Here is a 20,598-nt window from a genome sequence, read left to right as displayed (position 1 = left end):
GACACCCGCCGCTGCACTCGCATGCTTTACGAATCCGGTAACCTCCATCCGATGACAAGCTAGTAACCGACATGATCAAAGATATCGTTAGCGCCCTGGATTACTCAAAATGCGCCGAGGCAGCATTATTGCTGTTCGCTGGCACCTTTATCGTGATTTTCTACGGTGCTTTGCGGCTCAGTCGCCAAGCGACCGACAAGTTCGCATCGATCCCGTTGAGCGACGAAGTGAAGGATCCACGCTATGAAAAATGAGACTCCCGAAGCGCCACTCACCGCTCACTCCTACGATGGCATCCAGGAGTATGACAATCCACTTCCGGGTTGGTGGAAGTGGATATTTGTCGCCACTATCGCCTTCTGTCCGGCCTACGCCTCGTATTACCACATCGGCGCTCCTGGCCGAACAATTGCCGAACAATACGACGCAGCCCTAGCGGCCAACACCCAGCTTCAGTTCGCTGAAATTGGCGAGTTGAAACCCGACGAAGCGACGCTCGTCAACTATCTGCATAAAGACAGCTGGCTGAAGGTTGGGGCGGTAATTTTTCGAACCAATTGCATGTCCTGCCACGGTCGTGATGGCGAGGGCAAGGTCGGCCCCAACCTGACGGACGAGTTTTACAAGAACGTGCGTACCATCGAGGATATTGCCCGCATCGTCAACAACGGTGCTGGCAATGGAGCCATGCCCGCTTGGTCCAACCGCTTGGTCCCCAATGAGGTCGTGCTGGTATCCGCTTACGTCGCCTCTTTGCGTGGCCAAAACTTAGACGGCAAGGGCGCCGACGGCAGGGAGATCGCTCCCTGGCCAGAACCTCAAGAAGAACCCGAGGAAGAGCAAGCGGCTACACCTACAGAAACCACCGAAGACGCGTAAGTTCATTCAATGGACAAGACTCCTCAGGCATTACTCCTTAGGCATTGCCCAAATTTCAACTTGGAGTGCAACTGCAGTGGGAGTCGCCAAGCCCCTCAGGACTCACTCGGTTGCAAAGGGGTTTTGGCAAGTTCCACTACTCGACGAATCAAGCTTTGACAAAGCCCTAGGCACGTGGCCTCTGCAATTGCGCAGAACCTCCCGCTAACATGGCAAAACTGGTGACCACCCCCAATAACAATCCCAACTCCAGCCCACGCGCTCTACCGATCGTGGATCGCGATCCCAATACAGAGTCCGCTGGAGACAGTGCTGTCCTTGAATCGCCCGAATATGTCCTCAGCACGCTGCATCGCGATGGACAACGCAGGTGGCTAAAACCAAGACTGTCACAGGGCTATTGGTGGAAGAACCGCCGGGTCGTGTCGTACGTACTGATGGTCATCTTCGTCCTCGTTCCGCACCTCCGCTTCATGGGTAAGCCCCCCATCCAGTTGAACATACCGGCGCGTGAGTTCACCATCATGGGGCATACGTTTCTTCCCACCGACACGATGCTGTTAGCACTCACAATGCTGACCGCCTTTCTGGGAGTGGTCTTGGTGACGGCGATTGCAGGTCGCGCATGGTGCGGATGGGCTTGCCCGCAAACGGTCTATATGGAATTTCTATTCCGTCCCATCGACCGCATTTTTGAAGGGACGAGTGGCAAGGGAGGGCTTCCCAAACAGCCTCTCTCTCCGGCCAGACAGATCGGTCGCTTTCTGGTTTACGTGCTGCTGAACATGCTCTTAGCGCATACGTTCCTATCGTACTTTGTGGGGACCGAGGAACTCGCGCGCTGGATCCGCAGCTCACCGTTTGAACATCCCGCCGCCTTCCTGGTAATGGCTACGACCACCGCCCTGCTGACGTTTGATTTTTACTATTTTCGCGAGCAGACCTGCCTTATAGCCTGCCCCTACGGTCGCCTACAGTCGGTCATGCTCGACCGCCAATCGATGATCGTGGCCTACGATTACAATCGAGGCGAACCTCGCAAAAAGGGGAAGCATCGCCCTGAAGATCAAGCTGGCGATTGCGTCGACTGCAATCAGTGTGTGGTCGTTTGTCCAACCGGCATCGATATTCGAGACGGGTTACAAATGGAGTGTATCAACTGCACTCAATGCATCGATGCCTGTGATTCGGTAATGAAAAAGGTCGGCACGCCACAAGGCCTGATCCGCTTTAGCTCTCAAGACGAACTCAGTGGCAAGCGTCCTCGGTTCCTTCGCGCTCGAACGGTTGCCTACCCCATTCTGCTGATGGCAGTCGCCGGGAGTTTGGTGTACGGCATTACGACCAAGAGCAGCTTCGATGCGCGCGTCTTGCGTGGGAAGGGAGCACCCTACACCAACGTCGCCCGTGGAGAGATTTCCAATACCTTTAATATGCGGTTGGTCAATCGCTCCAATAGTCCGCAAACCTACACCATGACGGTCCAATCCCCCAAGAAGGCGCAGCTGGAAATCATCGACGACGCGGGACTGTCGCTCGCACCAGGCAAATCGGCGCTCGTTCCGCTTCAAGTGCGATTCTCGGGCAGTTTGACGTTTGGTACTGGAAGCACTCCGATGCAACTCTTGATCGAAGATAGTAGCGACCATCAACGAGTCACTGAATTCAGCTTGATAGGGCCCCGACAGTGAACCCCTCCAACCTCAACTTCCCCCCTCAATTTGCTTCGCGCGCGGAATTCCTCCGCGCCGAAAGCCATGCGCGCCGCTGGTGGGTCTCCTTTGTCGTCGGCATGCTGACCCTTCAGGTCGCTATTGGCATGACAGCCCTCTACCTATCGCTAAGCGATCCGACCATTGCAGTCGTACCAAACTACCACCAGTCGGCAGTGAACTGGGATATCACCCGCCGCGCACTGCAATTGACCGATTCGCTCCAATGGCAAATGAACATCGATGTGGTCACCTCTCGCGAAGGTGAGCCTACCAGTGAATTGCAGGTCCAAGTCTTGGCGGCTGATGGAGTACCCATCGAGGGCATGAACGTAACCGCTAGGGTCTACCACCATGCGCGGGGCAATGAAATACACTCGCTGGCATTGAAGGAGACGCAACCCGGCTACTACGCCGGTGGCCTGAAGCTGGCCCAGGTCGGACTTTGGCAGATCGATCTGCAAATGGAGAGTCAGCACGGCATTGCAGCCCACCGGAGTGAGTTGTACGTACGATAAGGACGTCCGTTATCCTTCATTGAGAACCTATTATGTGGATCTTAGTCATCGCCGTCGCAACCGCCAGCCTGCTGGGCAGCATGCATTGCGTTGGCATGTGTGGACCACTCGCCATCTGGGCTAGCGGAGGGGGCGATCGCTTCGGACGGACTCCCATGTTGCTAGCCACGACGTTATACCACTTCGGCCGGATGGTGACCTACGCACTTGCCGGACTGATCGCTGGTTCGCTAGGACAGCTTGTCGACTTGGGTGGTGAAGCGCTCGGATTCCAATTGGTGGCTGCCAGGATCGTCGGCTTATTAATGATCGCGATGGGGCTCTACCGCTTGTGGCCGCTGGTGAGTCCCGCCTGCCAGGGGCTGTTGAATCGCCTGTTCGGCGGCCTGCGGGGGCAACTGCCTGCGGCGGACGACTTGAGGCCTGACTCCCCCAGTCCGCTAGGAGCGATTTCAGGCAATCCCACTAGCACCCCTCCCCCTCAAGCGGTGCTTGCCCCACAACCAACTGGCATCACAAAGTTGCTGATGCGTCTGCGCCCGCTTGTCTTCCGCCTACCACTCCCCGCGCGCGGTTTGGCAACGGGCTTGCTCACGGCTTTCTTGCCTTGCGGATGGCTGTACCTATTCGCACTCGTGGCGGCTGGCACGGGAAGCATGCTTACCGGACCGATCGTGATGCTCGCCTTCTGGCTGGGAACAGTCCCTCTGCTAATTGCCCTGGTGGCAGGCACACAAACACTTGCCCTACGGTATCGCCGCTTGGTACCAGCCGGAGCGTCGATCTTGCTCATCATGGGCGGGTGCTACACGGCAACCGGACGCGGCTTTTCTAGCCTCAACGCCCTAACCGATTTGCACACGGCCAGCCGCTTGGCTGCGCCCACACCACGCGATCCAGATCTTGCGGCCTCAGAACAGCCGTTGGATGTCGCTGCAGAGATGCAAGTCCTTGTCAACACACCGCTGCCATGCTGTGTCGCCCCGCCGAAGGACGCTACGCCTAGTAAAACGTCGCCAACTAAAACATTGCGAACAGACGCTCGCACCTCGGCTCCGGCTCCCAGCCAGCCGGCGGGGAGTGAGGCGCCATGACCACATCCTATTCGGACACGGAAAGAGCTGCGGTCCCGTCGCTGCAACAGCCGCCAGTTGGCCCTGAGGTAGCGACCAGCAGGGCGGCGTCTGCCGCCGGCCGGACCGATCGCGTGGTGCCGTGCATTCACTGTGGAGAGGCAACCGCTTTGCCTGCGAGCTTTCCAGCGGAACAATTGGTGTTCTGCTGCCACGGCTGCCGAGGCGCCTACGAATTGATTCACGGCTGGGGACTGCAAGACTTCTACGCGCTTCGCGATCAAACGCGACAGCACAGCGGAGCGGCTCTGCCTGCCGAGCAAATGGGCCGCTACGAGCAATTCGATACCGTCGACTTCCTGGGACCAAGCGCACCACGCACTCACAGCGACGGTACTTGCACCACGGAGCTAGCCGTGCATGGCCTGCACTGCAGCGCCTGTGCCTGGCTGATCGAAAAGGCTGCTGCTCAATCGCCCGGGTTGTTGTCGGCGCGCATTAAGATGAATCAGCACACGCTACAATTGGCCTATGATCCTGGGGCGATCAAGCTGAGTCAGATCGCCCAACTGCTCGATCGCCTCGGCTACCAACTCTCCCCCTTTGATCCCAGTCGGCAAGACCACCTGCAACACGAAAATCGTCGCCTGCTGGTTCAAATTGCCATCGCAGGATTTCTCGCTGCCAACGCGATGTGGATCGCAATCGGCCTGTATGCCGGTGAGTTTGGTGGCGGGTCGTTCGATCAGAGTTATTTCCTGGGCTTGGTGGGGACCGCGCTCGGTGTCGCTTCCGTGGCTGGCCCGGGACGAACGTTTTTTGTGGGTGCACTCGCATCGCTCAAAACGCGCACACCTCACATGGACCTGCCCGTCGCGCTCGGTCTGTCGGTGGGTACAGTCGTGGGCATCACGCATGCGATCCTGGGGCGGGGGCATGTCTACTTTGATTCCTTGGCGACACTGGTGTTCCTCTTGCTGATCGGCCGCTGGATCCAGTTCCGACAACAACAGCGAGCCATGCGGGCAGTCGACCTGCTACTCAGAATTACTCCGCGTCACGCGGAACTGGAGTCGTCTGCCGATTCCGACCAAGTCAAATCCGTACTCGTCGAAACCTTGCTACCTGGCGACATCGTACGGGTGGCTGCCGGCGACAGCTTACCGGCCGACGGGCACATTGTGAGCGGCCAAACGACGCTGGATCGCTCCCTGCTGACCGGCGAAAGCCAACCGGTCCCGGTCGGTGTCGGAGAGGAAGTGTCTGCTGGGTTGATCAACTTGACCACTCCGATTCGCGTGCGAGTTTCGGCAATTGGCCGCGAAAGCCGACTCGGCAAAGTCATGCAGTCGGTAGAAACGGCCGCAGCCCAGCGAACCCCCATCGTCATGTTGGCCGATCGCATCGGGGGCTATTTTGTCATCGCCATCACACTGCTTGCGGTGGTGACCTTTGGGCTTTGGCTTCCAACCAGCCTGGCCCTCGCCACGTCTCACGCTACGGCCCTGCTGATCGTGGCTTGCCCCTGCGCGCTGGCCTTGGCGACTCCGCTGGCGATTGCCGTCGGACTGGGGCGTGCCGCGCGGAGAAACATCATGATCCGCGATGGCCAGACCTTCCAGCGATTGGCGAAGCCGGGCCGCATCTGGCTCGATAAAACGGGGACCTTAACCCAGGGTAAGCAGCACATCACCGCCCTCGCAGGCTCAGAAGAGGGCCTGCGGATGGCAGCCAGCTTGGAGAAACACTGCAAGCACCCGGTAGCCAATGCGATCGTCCAAGCGGCGCGACAAAGACACCTCGCAACCAGCGGCGCGGCACACTTGGGCGGCGCGGAGCTGGGAGGCATCCAAGGGGAAGTCGATGGCAGCAGCGTCCTGGTCGGCAGCGTCGACTTTGTCCGTCGAGCCGAAATCGCCATCCCTACAGCCATGCTTGAGCACGCCACGGAATATGCCGCACAGGGAATGAGTCCTAATTTGATTGCAGTGGACCGGCAAGTAGTAACCGTGCTAGGTCTGTCCGATCCCATTCGTCCCGATGCGTCTCGTGTTATTGAGCAACTCGCAAAATTGGGATGGAAAGTCGGCATTTTGTCAGGTGACCATCCGAGCATTGTTCGTAGAATTGGAGAGCAACTGGGCTTGGCAACCAACGATTGCCATGGCGGGTTATCCCCTGAACAAAAGCTAAGCTATATCCGAGAGTCGCAAGCGGTGGGGGAAAACGTGGCCATGGTGGGCGACGGAGCCAACGACGCGGCGGCACTTGCGGCGGCCGACACGGGGATTGCCGTTCGCGGTGGTGCGGAAGTCAGCTTGCAAGCCGCTCCCGTGTTCATCGCGTCGGGCCGACTCCCCAGTCTACTGACGCTCCTGGTGGGCGCCCGGCGGACCACCCACTTGATCTTCCTGACTTTTGCAATTTCCTTGACCTACAACCTCGTAGCGGTCGGACTGGCCATGCTGGGCTGGATCAGCCCATTGGTCGCTGCGATCTTGATGCCTCTTAGCTCGGTGAGTGTCCTGGCTCTTACCCTAGCCATGAAGACCTTTGTGGAGGCAGAGCCATGAGTGTGATCTACATTGCTTTACCCCTCGCCCTCTTACTGGGAGCGGGGGGATTGTTTGCTTGCATTTACTGCATTCGTGGCGGCCAATACGATGACTTAGAAACACCGCCGGTCCGCATACTCTTAGAAGACAAACCTCAAACCCCATCCTCCAAGCCATGAAACACGCAATATACCTTTCTACTCTCTGCTTGCTTACCCTGGTGTCCCTCGGCTGTCGCCAGGAAACGATTCCCGAATTCGAACCCAACCGGGTCTATTCGCATGGCCTGGAACTCGAGATAGGGTATCCGATGCAACAAGCCTTGGATGAAACCCAAGTCGCTTTAACCGACATGTTTGGAACGCCCGACCAGCCGCGTGTGCCAGATTTCTTGACCGAAGAGGACAGCGATTTCGCTGGTTTGCTGAGTCTGGAAAAGCTGCAACTGGCTGCCGGCCCAGTGACGGACCAGGGGGGTGGACTGTACCGCGCCTATTGCATGACATGTCATGGCCTGGTTGGCAATGGACGAGGCACGACCGCCGCTCTGCTCGATCCCTACCCCCGCGACTATCGTCTCGGTAAATTCAAATTCAAGAGCACCGACTTGAATGGCAAGCCGACACGCGAGGACCTCGCCAAAGTAATCGCCCACGGCGTCGATGGCACGAGCATGAAGCCATACCGCGAACTGGCCGATGCCAAGGAGGAATCCGATGCAGAGATTGAAAAGCAGGTCGACGCCTTGGTGGACTACGTCATCTATCTCTCTTGGCGGGGCGAACTCGAACGCTACGTCATGATGGTTGCCGGCGAGGAAGTCGCTTTTGAAGATGGCGACACCCTCTACAACCCTCAAGCCGAAAATTTCGAAGAGCAAAAGGAATTGATCGTTGAACTAGCCATGGAAATCGGAGATAGCTGGCTCGAAGCGCCCGACCGTATCGTGGAAGTCACGGATCCGCCTGAAGGGACTCCCGTACCGGCCACCATCGAGGAATTGGAACAAGCCATCGCAGCGGGAAATGCACCCGAGCTGCAAGCGTCGATCGACCGTGGGCGAGAGCTGTTTGCATCCGAAAAGGCGGCTTGTGCGAAGTGTCATGGCAAGCTGGGCTACGGAGACGGACAAACTCAGGACTACGACGACTGGGCCAAGGATTGGACTACCAAGCTCGGACTCGACCCCACCGACTACGATTCACTCGTCCCATTCATCGCTCGAGGCGTCTTGCCTCCGCGAAAGATTCTGCCGAGAGATTTTCGTCAAGGACTGTTTCGAGGTGGCAGCGCTCCCGAGGACATTTACCGCCGGATCGCGGGTGGTATCGCAGGCACTCCCATGCCAGCAGCCGCAGTTCCCGAGGACGATATCTGGGACCTAGTCAACTACGTGCGTTCGATGCGAACCGCCAGCGACACTCCAGACGCACCAACCACCCCAGCTGTAGAAACTCCAGCTGCAAAAACTCCGGCCGCGGAGCCGGCAACCGCTGAGTAGGAACCCGCTGGGTAGGCTTGGGGATCGGTGTTGCTGGCGTGCACCACCGGTCGTTGCAGCCATGCCCGTTGCGGTGCCTACAGCACCTACAACGCTTGAATCGGTGACGCCATCCCGCCCGCGGGAGGGAGGGGCGTAGGCCATGCGAGCGAGAAGAGCTGCCGTCGCAACGCGCGGGACATTCGCAAGAATCGCCTCCCGACGGTAACCATGGCCTAAGAACATGTGCCCCGCTCGCGCGTTCGATTTCCGACGATGTTAGCAATCGAGAAAGGACGCTTGCCGTCGCTCGGCCTCACCGCCCGCTACGTCTGCGGAGGCTTGCCGCGCGAGCTATAATGGCCTGAGGCGAGCGTCATAGCCCGGCTGCCCCTAATGACGTGGCGCGCACTGCCCCCTCTCCTCAACATCCCGCCCTAGTACTCGAAAGTGGTCTGATGACTATGAAAAACAGCTACGATGTGATCGTCATTGGTGGTGGCCCAGCAGGCTGCATGGCAGCTGGTCTCGTGGCGGAATCCGGCCTTTCGACCCTCTTGCTGGAGCGCGAAAGCGTGCCTCGATTCCACATTGGAGAATCGTTGATGCCCGAATGCTACTGGCCGCTGCAGCGATTGGGCATGATCGACCGCATGAACGCTAGCAAATTTACGCGGAAGAAGAGCGTGCAGTTTGTGGGAGCGTCAGGCAAGGAATCCGCTCCCTTCTATTTCACCCAACATGATCCCCGCGAATCGAGTACGACCTGGCAGGTAGAGCGAGCCGAATTTGACCGAATGCTCTTCGAAAGGGCAGGGGAGCTGGGAGCAGAATGCCACGACCGCACCCGCGTCCTGGATGTTCTGTTGGATGAAAATCAAGCCGCCCGAGGCGTCAAGGTTCGAACCACCGAGGGACAGACACTCGAGATCGACGCTCGGGTCATCATGGATGGCTCGGGGCTGCAAGCCTTGATTGCCAACAAGCTGAGCCTTCGCGAGGACATGCCCAACCTCCAGAAAGCTGCCATTTGGGCCTATTACAAGAACGCGAAGCGAGACGACGGCGACAATGCAGGGGCCACCATCGTCATGCACACTTTGGAGAAGGATAGCTGGTTCTGGTTCATCCCCTTGAGCGATGATGTGACGAGCATCGGCTGCGTGGGTGACAGTGATTACATGGTCAAGACCGGCCTGGATAGCGAAGCTCGTTACAACCTAGAACTCTCGCGTTGCCCGGGGCTAGCGAGTCGTCTAGAGGATGCCGAGCGAGTCAGCAAAATCCATGTAGCCAAGGAGTACTCTTACTCGACCCGCCAGCACTCCGGGCAAGGCTGGGTGTTGATTGGAGACGCATTCGGCTTCATCGACCCCCTCTACTCCTCGGGAGTGTATTTCGCCTTGGTAATGGGCGAAAGAGCCGCCGACGCTGTCATTGAAGGCTTCCGCAAGAACGATCTCTCCGCGCAACAGCTGGGGAATTGGTGCGAGAACTTCAAATCAGGTTCGCAGCTCATCAAAAAACTAGTCGAAGCTTTCTACACCAAGGAGTTTAGCTTTGGTGGTTTTATTCGCGACAATCCACAGTTTGGCGGCAACTTGACCGACTTGCTGATTGGCCGCATTTTCTACGATGGAGCTGAGAAAATCTTTGACCAGATGGACCCTGCCATTGAAGAGGCGCAGCAAGCCAGCCCCATGCAATAGCGGCTCTGGCAACGGCTTGGTCTAGCGTAGACCACCCGTGCGAGCAAGGTTGTGCGCGGGGCTAGTGGACTAGTAGTGATGGCATTGCGATGATGGTGATTGGGGGAAACGGGCCGGGGGCCCATTCTACGGTTTTGGGGGTGCAGGCAAGCTGCATGGAAATGGCTGACTTCTGTCGGTCGGCAAGACGTTCTGATTTCTCCTACCCTGAATTGTGTTTGAGGAGCCTGGGTACCCAACGCGAAGTGCTTGCGGGATGCCGCAGAGGCACCGTTTCGGCTTGCCATTAACTCGGCAGGCTGATATTTAGTTTCGCTCTGGGTGTACGGCATTCGTCCACACTCGATCACCAGCGAAGCGAGTCTTGGGCATCATGAGAGTCTCGGTCATTGTCACCACGTTCAACCGGCCCAGCTACTTGCAGAAAGTGCTGGCTAGCTATTTACACCAAACGCGTGCCCCTGACGAATTGATCGTTGCCGACGATGGATCAACCGACGCCACCGAATCGGTCATCGCCGGGTTCACCGAACGCGCCCCGTTCCCGATCCTGCATGCCTGGCAAGAGCATCAGGGAGGCCCTCGCTTATCGCACCTGCGCAACCTAGCCACCCGACAAACGACGGGAGACTACCTGATCTACACCGACGGAGATTGCGTTGCTTCTCCGCATTTCGTCGCCGACCATGTACGGCTGGCGCGGCCCGATTGGTTCGTCCAAGGCAAGCGAGCTTGGGTTCGTTACCAGGCCATGGACAATTTCACCGGTCAGGAAAGCTTCCTCCGAAAACTGTGGCTGTGTGCGACCAACGGACTGACCAAACCTCACTGGTTGCTGCACGTCGCTGGCATTGCGATGGAGAATAAATCGTCCGAAGGCATTCGATCCTGCAATTTAGGCGTGTTCCGCGAGAATGTGGTTCAGATCAACGGCTGGAATGAACAATTCCTCGGATTCTGGCGGCAGGATTCCGAGTTCGCGCTCCGCCTGATGCGCAGTGGGGTGCGAAGGCATGACGCTCTGTTCTCTGCCATGGTCTACCACTTGGAGCATGAAAAGAACTTGAACATCCAGGATTTGGAACGCAACAATCGCTTGCTAGCGGAGGCGCAGTACCGACCGATCTTTACGCCTCTGGGGCTTTTCGCCGAGGCACCGCAGGAGCAAGCGTCTGGTCGATTGGCAACACCCTCCCTGAGTCCCTAGAGAATCGTGCTGTAGGCAGTGTGACGGTACCCAATCCAAGGCTTCCCAATCCAAGACTTCCCATTCGCACGAGAGCAAGATTTGAGCGATCCCGCACCTCTCAGACAGAGTCCCATGACTACAGACATTTCCGCCCATCCCACCGAAAGTCGTCTTCAATTCCATTGGAGACGCTGGTGCATGCAGCGGCGGTTTCGCCGCAAAATTGGCAAGTCGGGGAATTTCACCGAGCCGCAGACCTTCCCTGAGAAAGTTCAATTTCGCAAGCTGTATGGCAATCACTCCACCTACGCTCGCCTAGCCGACAAGTACGCTGTCCGAGAGTATGTGGCGGAGCGAGTCGGTGAGCGGTACCTCGTCCCCTTGCTGGGCGTGTACGATCAGCTCACCCCCGAACATTTTCGAGATCTGCCCGATCGATTTATCATTAAAGCCAACCACGGTTCCAAATGGCACCAAGTGGTGTGGGACAAATCGCAGCTCGATATTGCATCGACCGTACAGTACTTCAACCAACTCATGCATCGCACTTACGGCCTGCGTTCGCACGAATACCATTACCGGCTCATACGCCCAAGAATTGTGATCGAAGAGCTGTTGGACGACGAGCATGATTCCCCGGTGGATTACTCTTTCTACTCCTACCACGGACCGAGTGGCTTTGACTTCCTGATCACGCTCACTGCGCCACGCCACGAGACTTACGCGCATTTCGACCGCCATTGGAATTTTCAAGATGGAGACTTTACCTCCGAGCAGCATGCCAAATATGTAAAACCGGCGAATTACCAAGACATGTTTCGGGTGGCAGAAGAGTTATCGCGTGGTTTCGACTTCCTGCGTGTCGACCTCTACAACCTGAACGGTCGCATCTATTTCGGCGAAGCGACCTGCACCCCGACTTCTGGATACACGCCTGCTGAAGTACCGTCTCGCGGGAAGCTCCGGGGAGACAAGTGGCACTTGGATCGTGACAATCCTAACCTGTATCGTCCTACTGGCTTGCATCGTCCTACAGGCTAGTCCTTGAGCAATGCTTGAAATTCGACTTGTCCCGCAAGGGGCGCCGCCCCGAAAAGTGCCCAGCCCACGCTGGAGCGGCTCCGGCTGTGTTGCCGGACATCTTTTCCCGACGCGTGTTTGCATCGTGTGGACAAGTCTGGTGGTACAATAGCCTCCATGAACGCACCCAAATCGATCGAACAGATCATTGCTGAAGTCATGACGGCGAGCGAGCAAGGTCAGCCTGTCCACACCGATGCGGTCGTCGCGGCTTACCCTCAATTTGCCCAGGAATTGACGGAGTTTTTTCAATTCCACGACGAGTTTCTGGAAACCTCGCAGGCCGCCCGACGGGGCGCCGACAGCACGCTACATCCCGAGACTGAAAGCCCTTCGGTCGCAGACACGTCCCATTCTTCCGCAGAAGTGACCTCCAGGGAACTCCCACGCACACTCCGCTCCGAGCCACCCAAGGTATTTGGCGATTACGACATCCTAGAAGAGATCGACCGCGGTGGCATGGGAGTCGTTTATCGAGCTCGACATCGTCAGCTGGGACGAATCGTCGCGCTCAAATTAATTCGCTCTGGAGAGCTTGCCAGCGATGCGGAGATTCAGCGATTTCGTAGCGAGGCAGAGGCTGCGGCGACTCTCAACCATCCCGGAATCGTGCCGATCTATGAAGTCGGCATGTTGGGTGGATTGGTGTTCTACACCATGGCGTACATTGACGGACAGAGCCTCAGCGATTTGGTGCTGGAAGGCCCGATGGCTCCTATGGAAGCGGCGCGCATTGTCCACAAGCTTTGTTCCGCGGTGGACTTCGCGCACCGAGCTGGGGTCTACCACCGGGACATCAAACCCGCCAATGTACTCATTGATGCGTCAGGGCAACCGATCCTCATCGACTTTGGCTTGGCTAAGTTTGCCCATCGCGACAGCGCGCTGACGACAACGGGTCAAATCCTGGGGACTCCCGCCTACATCGCCCCCGAGCACGCCTCGGGGCGGGCCTCGCAAACCACGGAGGCCTCTGACGTGTATTCGCTGGGAGCCATCCTGTACTGCCTGTGCGCGGGCCAGCCACCGTTCAGCGGTCCAACGCCCTTTGATGTCCTGATTCAAGTCTTGGACCGCGATCCTCCCAAGCCCTCAAAACTGAATCGACGCGTCACTACCGAGCTCGACCATATCTGCCTAAAAACGCTGGAGAAAGATCCGGCCCATCGCTATGCGACGGCAAGCGAATTGGCAAGTGAACTGCAAAAGGTGCTCCAGGGTCAGCCCATTGATTGTCCGCAGCCAAGCCTCCTGGGGCGCATCGAAAGCTGGTGGCGTCGCGAGCCACTCTTGGTCGTGCATGCCTGTGGAATTGGTGGAACCACCGCCATCGTTGCAATCTCACATTGGTGGCGGGGGGAGCCCTCACCGCAATTTCAAGCCAGAATTTTACTGCTGTGTATTTGGTTAGCCACGTCCTTCATTATTCAGTACTGGGTCGTTCGCGCGCGGTGGCGCGACCTAGCCTGCCTGACCTGGGTCACCATCGATGTGACGATCTACACCACGCTCGTCACTTTCGCCGCCTCCCCGCGTTCGATGCTGTTGATTGGCTATCCGATGCTGATCGTGGCTAGCAGTCTGTTCTACCGCAAGCGATTTGTAATGTTCACTACTGCGGTTTGCATCTGTGGATTCTTGATGCTGGAATTCTTCGTCCCCTTGGATGATGTCGTCAAACTCGACTTCATTGCCATCTTCATCTCCGGTCTGGGGCTTATCAATCTAGCACTCCTCTCCACCATCCGACGCGTGCGGAGCATGAGCGTGTTCTATGAACAAGGCGAGTAGCTAGAGCTCACGAACTCCAATCTCAGACAAGTCCCTCCGACGGCTTACTCTGGAGGAGAGAAATTGAACTTCTTGCTTTGGGCGAAGAACTTGAGCGGGTTCTCGTAGACCACCCGACGAATCGCGGCCTCGCTGTGGCCGCGGCGGCGCAGTTCCAAGACCAAGTCTGGGATTGCCGTTGGTTTGCTCGGGCCCCAGTCACCCGCCGAATTGGCCATCAAGCGTTCGGGACCATATTTTTCGATCATGTCGGCTGCTCGGGCGGGCGTGCACTTGGTCACCGGGTAGAGTGTCATCCCCGCCCAAAAGCCCGCGTCGAGTACTGCGCCGATGGTATGCTCTTCAACATGGTCTACCAACACGCGGCCAGGTTCGATCCGCGCGTCGCCCTGCAGCATATCCAGGATCATTCGCGTCCCCTGGTGCTTGTCTTCCAAGTGAGGCGTGTGGATCAGAATTTGTTGCTGATACTTGATCGCCAATTCCAGATGCTCAAGGAAGATCGTGGCTTCGTTCTTGGTATTCTTGTTGAGCCCAATTTCTCCGATCCCGATCACATTGGGGGCATCGAGAAACTCGGGAATCATGGCAATCACGTCGCGCGATAAACTGACATTCTCTGCTTCCTTAGCGTTGATGCAGAGCCACGTGAAATGCTGGATGCCATACTGGGCTGCTCGACGTGGCTCGGTTTCGGTCAGTTGCCGAAAGTAATCGCGAAAGCTATCCACACTCCCTCGGTCGAAACCAGCCCAAAAGGCGGGTTCGCTCACCGCGACACAGCCCATTTTAGCCAAGGTTTCGTAATCATCCGTAGTTCGCGAAACCATATGGATGTGTGGGTCGACGTAGTACATGAGTTTGAATCTTCTACGGTAGGGTCGGGTTGAATTTCGTGAAGCACAGCGATTCTTAGATTCCGAACTTATCCCTCCAATCGGCATCGTACTCTCGGCTGAACAAGAGCTGGATCCGCGCCGCCTTATCAGGCTCATCGTCGGTCAAAATGGCGCAGCCTTGATCGAGGAGCTGCTTGGGCTGAGGTTGGTCAGGACTGGCTCCCGCCTCAGCCAAACGATCAAAAAAGGCCCCGATCTCCAAGATCTTTGCGCGAATTTGCAAGAATTCTTGGCTCAATACGTCACTGGAGGTCCTCTGCATAGCGCTCTCACATGTTCATGAAGAAGGTGGGATGGACGGAAATAGGTGGAGGAACCTCTCTCAATTGTCGTCCAAAGGAAGCCGGGCAACAAGGGTTGCCTGCACAGGCCCGCCAAACGCGAGATCGATTCACGTTTTCTCGATCACAGATCGCAGTTTTTGCATGCCACGAAAGAGCAACCCGGCCACCGCTTCGGTGGATTTGTCGAGCTGCTGACCAATCTCTGCCAAGGTGGCTCCCTGCCAATACTTCAGCATGATGGCTTGGCGTTGCTCGGCAGTTAGACGCAGCATCGCCTTGGCCAGTTGATCCGCGCGTTCGTGCCGATGCATGGCGGAACTTGGGGAAGAGGTGTCGGCAGAGAGCAGATTCGTGAGCTGCAAAGACGATTTTTCGACCGCTTGAATGGATTGCTCACGGGACAAATCACGTCGTTTCCGCGAGAAGCCACGAGCCAAGCCACTAAGCACATTGCCCAAAATCGTTCTCAGCCAAGCCGCTTTCTCTGCTTCGGTGGTACCACGGAATTGCTCCCTGGCCTGATAGGCTTGCAGCATGGTCTGCTGCACAATGTCGGACGCATCCACCTTGCTCTTGAGTCGCGCATGAAGTTGCGTTTCTGCTAGAATATGGAGGTACGAACGGAAGGACTCAAATTCGTCCGGACTCGTAGACTTCGGATCGGACATAGACTGTTCTCAAACTAAGCTTGACGGTAGTCTAACAAGGGGTGGCACAGGACAAGATATGTCGACTTCGCTCCCATTGTAACACATTGATTCTCGTGCCCACCAATCGCGCCACACTAGGGCCTAGGCGCCTCAGATGAGATTTAACAAACTTCGACGGCAGATTTGTTTTGAAGCTGCTCGAGCGATGTATTTCCGCCAAGAATCGGAGTACTACCGAGCTAAGCACAAAGCCGCCCAACGGGTGTGCAAGGGCTGGGTCAAACCCTCCGACCTCCCCAGCAATGCGGAAATTCGCGACGAAATCCAGTCGCTCGCCAGACTCCATGAAGGGGCTTCCCGCTCGGACAACCTGCGGCAGATGCGGCTGGTCGCCTTGAGAATCATGCGTTTGCTGCAGCGTTTTAAGCCGAAATTGATCGGCAGCACGCTGACCGGCCATGTTCGCCAAGGCTCGGACATCGACATCCATGTCTTCTCCGACAGTATCGATGCAGTCACTTCACCTCTCGATGAACAAATGTTGTTCTACGACATCGAACGGAAGCGGGTGCGGAAGGATGGTGAAGAGCGAATCTACACGCACATTCACGTGCGTGAATCATTCCCAGTCGAGCTGACAGTCTACGTTCCCAGCTTGGCCAGCCATGGGTTCAAGAGTTCCATCACCGGGGGACCGATCGAACGAGCCACCCTTCCTCAACTCGAACAACTGCTGCACCAAGAGTACCCCGAGTTAGAACTGGAGACTGAGCTCCTGGGATTGGAGGAGGCCCCCGACCCCTTCCAGCTGTTCACCGCACTGCTGCTGCCTCTGGAAAACGTCAAACAACACCCCAAGTACCATCCGGAAGGAGACGTGCTGTACCACAGCCTGCAAGTCTACGATTTGGCATGCGATCAATTGCCCTACGACGAGGAGTTCCTACTGGCGGCCCTGCTGCACGACGTGGGCAAAGGGATTGACTCTCAAGATCATGTGGCTGCTGGTTTAGAGGCCTTGGAGGGCTTCATTACCGAACGCACCGCTTGGTTCATCGAGCATCACATGCTGGCTCACAAGATCGCCGATGGAAGCCTCGGTGCGCGGGCCCATCGTCGGCTTCGCAACAACGAAAGCTATGACGAACTCGTGCTGCTCGGCAAATGCGATCGGGGAGGAAGAGTTCCGGGCGTCCCAACAACGGAGCTCGAAATGGCCATCGACTACCTCCGGAAATTGAGCTATGACCAGGGCTGAAGCTCAGCTAGCCGGCCGATTCGGCTCCAACCCTCTCAGGAATTCTATCGTGACAGTGGATTCATGACCGATCGACTCGACGCACTTCTACTGCAACTCACACTCCGACTCGCGGATGCGAATTTGCTAGCGCTGCGGCAGCAAACGCGAGCCCGATTCAGTCCCTCACTGTCCTATGGACGCCATTTTGGGCCCCCATGCCCCAAGGCCAAACCTGCGGCGGTGATGATCCTGCTGGAACCAAGCTCGCTGCCTGCACGGCCACATGTCACTCAGTACCCTACCGCCCAGCACCCTACCGCCCCGGATTCGCTAGCTTCCAACTGGGCATCCCACTGGTCGATTCCACTCACCGTCCGCCCCAATCATCTACCCGACCATCCGGGACAAGTCTCCCTGCCTGGCGGAAGGCTTGAGGCGGGCGAAGACTTCGTTCAAGCGGCCCAGCGCGAGCTATGCGAGGAGCTTGGGTTCGCTAGTTTTCCAGGCCAGGTCATTGGCGAGCTGCAACCATTGCACGTCTACAACAGCAACTACTTCGTCAAACCTTTTCTGGCCATCGCCCGTGAGCCACTGGTCTACACACCTTGTGAACGGGAAGTCGACCGCGTCCTGCGTTTGCCACTCGCCTCTCTCCTGAACATAGAATTGCACCAAAGCGGTCGATTCTCTCGAGGTCGCGCTGCCTGGCAAGCACCCATGCTGGAGATCGATGGCGTGGCAGTCTGGGGTGCTACCGCGATCTTCTTAGGTGAATTGATCGGGCTCCTCAGCCCGCCCCAATAGAGCCCACCCCGTAGAGCCCGCGCGGCCGCTCCAGTTCGCCACCGATGAGGAATGCGGGACAATCGCCCTGCGCCCCGCGTCAGTCAGGCATTGCCGGCCAAGCTGACAGTGCTGGCGAGATTCTCCCCCTCGCAGAGCTGGCCGAGTGCCGTTCATCCTCGGCACTATTCTTGAATCACCGAATCCCAAGCTGTAGAGCACCCAAGGTCCTGAGCGACCGCCAAGTTTTCAGCCAACATCGCTGAGCGGTTGGGCGGGAATCCCCCTGCCAAAGCAACAAGCACCCTCGCTACCTAGCCAAACGACAGCCACCGCAATAGGAGTGCAACTTAAGAGGGCACTGCGTTTTCCGAAGATTCTTTCGGTAATTAAAGAGGGAACTTCTCGGGCAAAGGAGCCATTCAGGTGGGTCCGTCAGCTCCAGTACGACTCTAACCGCCTTTAGGTTGCCACTAACGGACGTTCAAGCAACACTGCAGCCATATATAACGATTTCATAAGCATCTTAACCCTCTTCTATGATCTTTTCGTAATCTCTTCTTTCCTGATCCAAGGGTGAACTTATCGTGAAAAAGCAGCAATCGTTCAGACATCTGGGTTTTACTTTAGTGGAATTGCTGGTGGTGATTGCCATCATGCAATTGTCTGCTGTGCTGCGCTCGCGATGCTTGGTGGCTGCAGCACGGAATCCAATCCGCCAACCTATCCAGTCACCGGCACCGTAACCTACAAGGGCGCGCCGGTGGACGGTGCCACGATCATCTTCACATCGATCAGCGAGGGGGGTGAGGGCGCCACGGGGAAAAGCGACGCGGAAGGCAAGTACAGTCTGACGACCTATGTCAACGGCGATGGTGCGCGTCCGGGAGACTACATGATCAAAGTCTTTAAATTTGACTCGCCCCCGCCCCCGCCCTCCGAAAGCTCCCCAGACTTCAATCCAGATTCAACGCTGGAGGAGGAAGAGGAGTCCTACGATCCCACCGAAATCGACAACTCCCCTGTCAAGAACGAGTTGCCGGTTCAGTACTCCAAAGAGACCACTTCAGGCCTCAAACACACGGTCGGAGAATCGGAATCAAGCTTTGACATTGTCTTAGATTAGCGTTCCTGGCGATTCCACCAGACGGTCAGCCGCGGCAATTTGGCCGCGGCACTTTCCGCATCATCGCTGCCGAAAAGCTGCGCACCGACGGCAAAGTCGACGCGGCCGTCCTGATCGAAATCCCCGCACTCGAGTGCTGGATAGCGGGGTGTCCCTCGCTCCAGCACGCGGGTTGCAAACTCCAATGGCCGAATCTGTTCGAGTACCACGATGGAAACCGTTTCGCTCGACTGCAGCGCTAACGGCTTGACCCCGCGGGGCAAGTTGGCAACGGCCACGATATCCAGGTCGTCGTCGCCATCGAAATCTGCGGCCACGGCCCGATAGGCTCCTGGCAAGTCCAACAGCCGATGATAGGCGAACTCTCCTTGGCCTTGATTCTCCAGCCACTGCAGACCATGCGCAGGATTCGCATAGTTGTTGTCGAAAGTGTCGCCATTGACATAGAGTAGATCCATGTCGCCATCTCCATCCAGGTCCGCTGGCGTCGCCCCCACCGAACCAAAGGTGAGGTCGGGAGCTTGCCACACGCCCTGCCGCTTCCAGTGATTTTCGCCTCCGAGGAACAACTCAACCGCTTCATACTCCTGGCTAATCACCGCAGCAATATCCATGTGGCCATCGCGGTTCCAATCCTGCGGCACCAGTTGAACGGTTCCCGGTCGCTGATCGACTTCGCTGACCGCAAACGTGGGCTGCGAGCGATCCCGACTCGTGTTCGTCAGCAAGCGGATACCGCCAGACAACCGATGCCCAAACTCGGCTGCTACGATATCGAGGGCTCCATCGTCGTTAAAGTCGCCCGCGACTACATCTGAAACACGGCCGAGTCCTTGGACAAGCGCGCGCGGCTCGAACGTCTCCGATTCAGGCTGCCGCCGCAACCAAACGATCTGTCCAAAACCGTGCTCAAAGGGCTTCATGCTCCCCAGGTCAGCTACGATTAGATCTTGCCAACCGTCTTCATCGAGGTCGCACATGGCAACTCGGGACGGACTTCCCAGTCTAGCCAAGACCGTTCGCGTCGAACTCTCTGGGTTGGGATCGACCAGACTCACACTGCCATCCCGCATGTCGCAGGCGACCAAATGCTGCACGCCAGGAGCCATCAATTCCAACCATTGAACCGAAGCTACCGCGGGGGTGATGTATGCCTGATCCAGCCAATCGAGCTTAGTCGTCTCGAACCGCGCCGCCCACGACTGATCCACCTCCGGTGGCTCGGGAAATTCCAACCTCAGCGGCGCCCTCTGGCGGTAGTACTGCACGACTGACGCAATCGTGGGAGGGGTGAGATCGGTGCGTCCTGAACGGGCATACATTTCGAAGCCGAGCCGCACTTCGTCGTACCACACATCCCGTTCGAAGCTACCGGGTTGAGGCAGCGCATGGCAGTCTCCACAAAAACTCGCAATCGCTTCCGGTGGTCTCTCGGTGCCCTCGCGAACCGCGATCTCAGTAGGACGCTCAAGGGTCAGCATCAGCTCTTCAAAGGCTGCGGGCGTTTCCACGGAGGTTTGGCAACCACTGAACAGGCTGGCTAGACAGATGCTGGAGCAGCACGCCCAGACGGCGCGAATTCCTCTGGTGCTTCCCCATCGCGCTTTCAACATGCTACGCATCATTCCCA

At 57.3% G+C, this 20,598-nt stretch carries 20 protein-coding genes; 16 read left to right on the top strand and 4 right to left on the bottom strand.

The window, feature by feature from the left end; genetic code table 11:
* The first annotated feature begins 71 nt into the window (after positions 1-71).
* The 12 genes from Q31a_RS00330 (at position 72) to Q31a_RS00270 (ending at position 13,986) form a co-directional block, all read left to right on the top strand.
* The gene (locus Q31a_RS00330) at positions 72-254 is read left to right on the top strand and encodes a hypothetical protein (protein ID WP_145072465.1); all 183 of its coding nucleotides are present in this window, start codon (positions 72-74) and stop codon (positions 252-254) included.
* The gene (locus Q31a_RS00325; protein ID WP_145072463.1) at positions 244-879 is read left to right on the top strand and encodes a cbb3-type cytochrome c oxidase N-terminal domain-containing protein; all 636 of its coding nucleotides are present in this window, start codon (positions 244-246) and stop codon (positions 877-879) included. Before Q31a_RS00330 ends, Q31a_RS00325 begins: the two co-directional genes overlap by 11 nt.
* Positions 880-1,088: 209 nt before the next feature.
* A complete protein-coding gene (gene ccoG, locus Q31a_RS00320) occupies positions 1,089-2,570 on the top strand; it encodes a cytochrome c oxidase accessory protein CcoG (protein ID WP_145072461.1) in 1,482 nt (493 codons plus the stop codon).
* A complete protein-coding gene (locus Q31a_RS00315; RefSeq protein ID WP_145072459.1) occupies positions 2,567-3,109 on the top strand; it encodes a FixH family protein in 543 nt (180 codons plus the stop codon). The genes ccoG and Q31a_RS00315 overlap by 4 nt, the downstream gene beginning before the upstream one ends.
* A 32-nt stretch (positions 3,110-3,141) precedes the next feature.
* Positions 3,142-4,203 carry a sulfite exporter TauE/SafE family protein gene (locus Q31a_RS30635; protein ID WP_231691005.1) on the top strand — a complete coding sequence of 354 codons (1,062 nt, stop codon included), beginning with the start codon at positions 3,142-3,144 and terminating at the stop codon, positions 4,201-4,203.
* Positions 4,200-6,755, top strand: a complete 2,556-nt coding sequence (locus Q31a_RS00300; protein WP_145072457.1) for a heavy metal translocating P-type ATPase — start codon at positions 4,200-4,202, stop codon at positions 6,753-6,755. The genes Q31a_RS30635 and Q31a_RS00300 overlap by 4 nt, the downstream gene beginning before the upstream one ends.
* The gene (ccoS, locus tag Q31a_RS00295; RefSeq protein WP_145072455.1) at positions 6,752-6,916 is read left to right on the top strand and encodes a cbb3-type cytochrome oxidase assembly protein CcoS; all 165 of its coding nucleotides are present in this window, start codon (positions 6,752-6,754) and stop codon (positions 6,914-6,916) included. Before Q31a_RS00300 ends, ccoS begins: the two co-directional genes overlap by 4 nt.
* A complete protein-coding gene (locus Q31a_RS00290; RefSeq protein WP_145072453.1) occupies positions 6,913-8,238 on the top strand; it encodes a c-type cytochrome in 1,326 nt (441 codons plus the stop codon). Before ccoS ends, Q31a_RS00290 begins: the two co-directional genes overlap by 4 nt.
* A 443-nt stretch (positions 8,239-8,681) precedes the next feature.
* Positions 8,682-9,926: an NAD(P)/FAD-dependent oxidoreductase gene (locus Q31a_RS00285; protein WP_145086646.1), complete on the top strand. Its 1,245-nt coding sequence runs from the start codon at positions 8,682-8,684 to the stop codon at positions 9,924-9,926.
* A gap of 373 nt (positions 9,927-10,299) precedes the next feature.
* A complete protein-coding gene (locus Q31a_RS00280; protein ID WP_145072451.1) occupies positions 10,300-11,133 on the top strand; it encodes a glycosyltransferase in 834 nt (277 codons plus the stop codon).
* A gap of 114 nt (positions 11,134-11,247) precedes the next feature.
* Positions 11,248-12,156 carry an ATP-grasp fold amidoligase family protein gene (locus Q31a_RS00275; RefSeq protein WP_145072449.1) on the top strand — a complete coding sequence of 303 codons (909 nt, stop codon included), beginning with the start codon at positions 11,248-11,250 and terminating at the stop codon, positions 12,154-12,156.
* Positions 12,157-12,312: 156 nt separating this feature from the next.
* Positions 12,313-13,986 carry a serine/threonine-protein kinase gene (locus Q31a_RS00270; protein ID WP_145072447.1) on the top strand — a complete coding sequence of 558 codons (1,674 nt, stop codon included), beginning with the start codon at positions 12,313-12,315 and terminating at the stop codon, positions 13,984-13,986.
* 44 nt (positions 13,987-14,030) lie between these two features.
* Here the strand turns inward: Q31a_RS00270 and Q31a_RS00265 are convergent, their stop codons facing one another.
* The 3 genes from Q31a_RS00265 to Q31a_RS00255 form a co-directional block, all read right to left on the bottom strand.
* The gene (locus Q31a_RS00265) at positions 14,031-14,843 is read right to left on the bottom strand and encodes a TatD family hydrolase (RefSeq protein ID WP_145072445.1); all 813 of its coding nucleotides are present in this window, start codon (positions 14,841-14,843) and stop codon (positions 14,031-14,033) included.
* A gap of 55 nt (positions 14,844-14,898) precedes the next feature.
* Positions 14,899-15,147: a hypothetical protein gene (locus Q31a_RS00260; RefSeq protein ID WP_145072443.1), complete on the bottom strand. Its 249-nt coding sequence runs from the start codon at positions 15,145-15,147 to the stop codon at positions 14,899-14,901.
* A gap of 129 nt (positions 15,148-15,276) precedes the next feature.
* Positions 15,277-15,837, bottom strand: a complete 561-nt coding sequence (locus tag Q31a_RS00255) for a sigma-70 family RNA polymerase sigma factor (protein ID WP_145072441.1) — start codon at positions 15,835-15,837, stop codon at positions 15,277-15,279.
* A gap of 136 nt (positions 15,838-15,973) precedes the next feature.
* Between Q31a_RS00255 and Q31a_RS00250 the strand changes: the two genes are divergently transcribed.
* The 4 genes from Q31a_RS00250 (at position 15,974) to Q31a_RS00235 (ending at position 18,968) form a co-directional block, all read left to right on the top strand.
* Positions 15,974-17,077: an HD domain-containing protein gene (locus Q31a_RS00250; RefSeq protein WP_145072439.1), complete on the top strand. Its 1,104-nt coding sequence runs from the start codon at positions 15,974-15,976 to the stop codon at positions 17,075-17,077.
* A gap of 63 nt (positions 17,078-17,140) precedes the next feature.
* Entirely contained in the window at positions 17,141-17,863 is a 723-nt protein-coding gene (locus Q31a_RS00245) for an NUDIX hydrolase (RefSeq protein WP_145072437.1), read from the top strand.
* 566 nt (positions 17,864-18,429) lie between these two features.
* Positions 18,430-18,588: a prepilin-type N-terminal cleavage/methylation domain-containing protein gene (locus Q31a_RS31290; RefSeq protein WP_197355962.1), complete on the top strand. Its 159-nt coding sequence runs from the start codon at positions 18,430-18,432 to the stop codon at positions 18,586-18,588.
* Entirely contained in the window at positions 18,528-18,968 is a 441-nt protein-coding gene (locus Q31a_RS00235; RefSeq protein WP_145072435.1) for a carboxypeptidase-like regulatory domain-containing protein, read from the top strand. The genes Q31a_RS31290 and Q31a_RS00235 overlap by 61 nt, the downstream gene beginning before the upstream one ends.
* On the opposite strand, the gene Q31a_RS00230 is transcribed toward Q31a_RS00235, so the two are convergent.
* Positions 18,965-20,581 (bottom strand): FG-GAP repeat domain-containing protein, encoded by a 1,617-nt coding sequence (locus Q31a_RS00230; protein ID WP_197355961.1) that lies wholly within the window; start codon positions 20,579-20,581, stop codon positions 18,965-18,967. The genes Q31a_RS00235 and Q31a_RS00230 overlap by 4 nt on opposite strands.
* Positions 20,582-20,598: the final 17 nt, after the last annotated feature.

Origin of the sequence: Aureliella helgolandensis, assembly GCF_007752135.1 — a bacterium.
GTDB classification, from domain to species: domain Bacteria; phylum Planctomycetota; class Planctomycetia; order Pirellulales; family Pirellulaceae; genus Aureliella; species Aureliella helgolandensis.
The sequence above is the reverse complement of the archived record's forward strand: the minus strand, read 5'-3'. Positions and strand labels throughout refer to the sequence as shown.

What these genes read in the sequence shown, in the direction of transcription:
- Q31a_RS00330 (WP_145072465.1), top strand. Translation starts at nt 72, where the DNA reads ATGATCAAAGATATCGTTAGCGCCCTGGATTACTCAAAATGCGCCGAG.
- Q31a_RS00325 (WP_145072463.1), top strand. Translation starts at nt 244, where the DNA reads ATGAAAAATGAGACTCCCGAAGCGCCACTCACCGCTCACTCCTACGAT.
- ccoG (WP_145072461.1), top strand. Translation starts at nt 1,089, where the DNA reads ATGGCAAAACTGGTGACCACCCCCAATAACAATCCCAACTCCAGCCCA.
- Q31a_RS30635 (WP_231691005.1), top strand. Translation starts at nt 3,142, where the DNA reads ATGTGGATCTTAGTCATCGCCGTCGCAACCGCCAGCCTGCTGGGCAGC.
- Q31a_RS00300 (WP_145072457.1), top strand. Translation starts at nt 4,200, where the DNA reads ATGACCACATCCTATTCGGACACGGAAAGAGCTGCGGTCCCGTCGCTG.
- ccoS (WP_145072455.1), top strand. Translation starts at nt 6,752, where the DNA reads ATGAGTGTGATCTACATTGCTTTACCCCTCGCCCTCTTACTGGGAGCG.
- Q31a_RS00290 (WP_145072453.1), top strand. Translation starts at nt 6,913, where the DNA reads ATGAAACACGCAATATACCTTTCTACTCTCTGCTTGCTTACCCTGGTG.
- Q31a_RS00285 (WP_145086646.1), top strand. Translation starts at nt 8,682, where the DNA reads ATGAAAAACAGCTACGATGTGATCGTCATTGGTGGTGGCCCAGCAGGC.
- Q31a_RS00280 (WP_145072451.1), top strand. Translation starts at nt 10,300, where the DNA reads ATGAGAGTCTCGGTCATTGTCACCACGTTCAACCGGCCCAGCTACTTG.
- Q31a_RS00275 (WP_145072449.1), top strand. Translation starts at nt 11,248, where the DNA reads ATGACTACAGACATTTCCGCCCATCCCACCGAAAGTCGTCTTCAATTC.
- Q31a_RS00270 (WP_145072447.1), top strand. Translation starts at nt 12,313, where the DNA reads ATGAACGCACCCAAATCGATCGAACAGATCATTGCTGAAGTCATGACG.
- Q31a_RS00265 (WP_145072445.1), bottom strand. Translation starts at nt 14,843, where the DNA reads ATGTACTACGTCGACCCACACATCCATATGGTTTCGCGAACTACGGAT.
- Q31a_RS00260 (WP_145072443.1), bottom strand. Translation starts at nt 15,147, where the DNA reads ATGCAGAGGACCTCCAGTGACGTATTGAGCCAAGAATTCTTGCAAATT.
- Q31a_RS00255 (WP_145072441.1), bottom strand. Translation starts at nt 15,837, where the DNA reads ATGTCCGATCCGAAGTCTACGAGTCCGGACGAATTTGAGTCCTTCCGT.
- Q31a_RS00250 (WP_145072439.1), top strand. Translation starts at nt 15,974, where the DNA reads ATGAGATTTAACAAACTTCGACGGCAGATTTGTTTTGAAGCTGCTCGA.
- Q31a_RS00245 (WP_145072437.1), top strand. Translation starts at nt 17,141, where the DNA reads ATGACCGATCGACTCGACGCACTTCTACTGCAACTCACACTCCGACTC.
- Q31a_RS00235 (WP_145072435.1), top strand. Translation starts at nt 18,528, where the DNA reads ATGCTTGGTGGCTGCAGCACGGAATCCAATCCGCCAACCTATCCAGTC.
- Q31a_RS00230 (WP_197355961.1), bottom strand. Translation starts at nt 20,581, where the DNA reads ATGTTGAAAGCGCGATGGGGAAGCACCAGAGGAATTCGCGCCGTCTGG.